The sequence below is a fragment of the Pseudomonas sp. TNT2022 ID1044 genome, from assembly GCF_028656895.1.
In the GTDB taxonomy this organism is placed as follows: domain Bacteria; phylum Pseudomonadota; class Gammaproteobacteria; order Pseudomonadales; family Pseudomonadaceae; genus Aquipseudomonas; species Aquipseudomonas reinekei.
The window spans coordinates 1-1,927 of the sequence record NZ_JAMDHB010000046.1; the positions used below are offsets into that span (position 1 = coordinate 1).

The window sequence follows — 1,927 nt, forward strand, 5'->3', positions numbered from 1 at the left end:
GGATCGAGTAGGAGGCGGATTTACATCCGCCGTCCTCTCACACCACCGTACGTACGGATCCGTATACGGCGGTTCAGGTTATGCGGTTAAGCCGTTTTATCGTATCCAGTATTGAGACCAGCCCCAGGCTGTCCCACAGCTTCTTCGGCAGCGCGTGATTCATATGTGACGCTCCCGAGTTCCACCATGGCCCGCGCCCGTTGAACGCTGATTTGCAGGCCCGTGCTTCGCTGACCCCCAGACGTATCAGGCTGCGCGCCCTCGTTGGGCGCTGCTTCCATTGACGCCAAGTGACACAGCGAAGTTTACGGCGCATCCAGCCATCCAACTCCTCAAGGGGGCGGTTGCTCTGGCTGAGCTTGAAGTAACCCGCCCAACCACGTAGCACCGGGTTAATCCGCTCAATGACGCTTGCCATCTTGTGGCCCCGCGCTCCGCGCAGCAGTTCTCTGAGCCGATCGCGCAAGCGATTCAGGCTCATCGTAGCTACTTTCAGCCTCGGCTGTTTATGCAGGCTCATCCCGTAACCCAAGTAATCACACGCCCACGGCCGTGCTACTCGGCTCTTTTCCTGATTCAACGTCAGTTTCAGGCGTTGATTCAGGAAGCGCTCAACCCTGACCAGCACTCGCTCGCCAGCACGACGACTGCGCACATAAATATTGGCGTCGTCGGCATAGCGTACAAAGCGATGGCCCCGCCGTTCCAGCTCGCGGTCGAGTTCATTGAGCAGGATGTTCGACAACAACGGTGAGAGCGGGCCGCCTTGCGGCGTGCCTTCCTGCCGTCGGCTGGTGATCCCGCCCGACATCATTCCCGCTTCGAGATAACGACGGATCAGCATAAGCACACGTTTATCTTCGATTTGACGCTCGATGTAGGCCATCAATACATCGTGGTTGACCCGATCAAAGAACTTCTCCAGATCGAGTTCCACGCACCAGCGGTGTCCCGCCGCCACATGGGCGCGGGCGGTTTCGATAGCTTGATGAGCGCTTCTGCCCGGACGAAAGCCGTAGCTGTGGTCCGAAAACAGAGGGTCGAAGATTGGCGTGAGCTGTTGCAGCAGCGCCTGCTGGATCAGGCGATCCACGACACTGGGGATACCCAGCTGTCTTGTGCCGCCTTTGGGTTTGGGGATGTCGACGGCGCGTACACCTTGCGGGTGATACTCGCCGGCCAGCAACCGAGTCTTGAGGATCGGCCAATACTGTTTCACGTAGCCTGCCAATTGGTCGACCGTCATGCCATCGGCACCCGGTGCGCCCTTGTTGCTGACTACGCGTTGATACGCACGCTTAAGGTTGGCGGGTGCAAGCACCCGCGCCATCAGCGTGTCCGGCTCCGCGTTCGTCCACGTCACAGACGCCGTCGATGCTTGCGCCCTGTCAGCCGTCATCCTCGGATACCGTCCGGGACCTGGGGTAACAGTTTCCTCTTGGAGAATATTCTGCGTTTCAGCATTCGACGAGACTCTGATGCCTACTGGCGGCATAACCTGTTCGGCCCTTGGTGGCGGGGTTATTCGCCACTTACTACGGCCTCGGCTGACTTCTGCAGGTTCATCCCGTCGCCTCTCGACGCTCGGTAGCACAGTGGCAAACCTACAGATCTCCCAGGGTAATTCGCGCGACCTTCCTGCTTATGCCTGTCGGATCTACGTCACAGCGTTCCGTGCAAGTATTGGGCTTTGAAGATATTGGCCTTCTTACCCCGCTGCGCCGCCTCTATCCGCTTCCTGTTCGTCAGGCCAGCATTTTGCCTCGGGCTTCCTTCAGATTCGCAGTCGCCCGCGACACCCTTGCCTCTGGCTAACACTTCCCCTTGCCGGGTGTGTAGAGGACTTTCACCTCCAAGTCATCAGCGTGGCCACCACAGCCAAGCTGGTTGCGCTTCGCGCAACGCGCCATGCCTGGCGCACCAATAA

1 protein-coding gene is annotated in these 1,927 nt (G+C 59.0%); it reads right to left on the reverse strand.

Annotated features, from left to right (window positions below):
- Positions 1-73 precede the first annotated feature (73 nt).
- Entirely contained in the window at positions 74-1,495 is a 1,422-nt protein-coding gene (ltrA, locus tag M5G20_RS30005; RefSeq protein WP_273922115.1) for a group II intron reverse transcriptase/maturase, read from the reverse strand.
- Between the last annotated feature and the right edge of the window lie 432 nt (positions 1,496-1,927).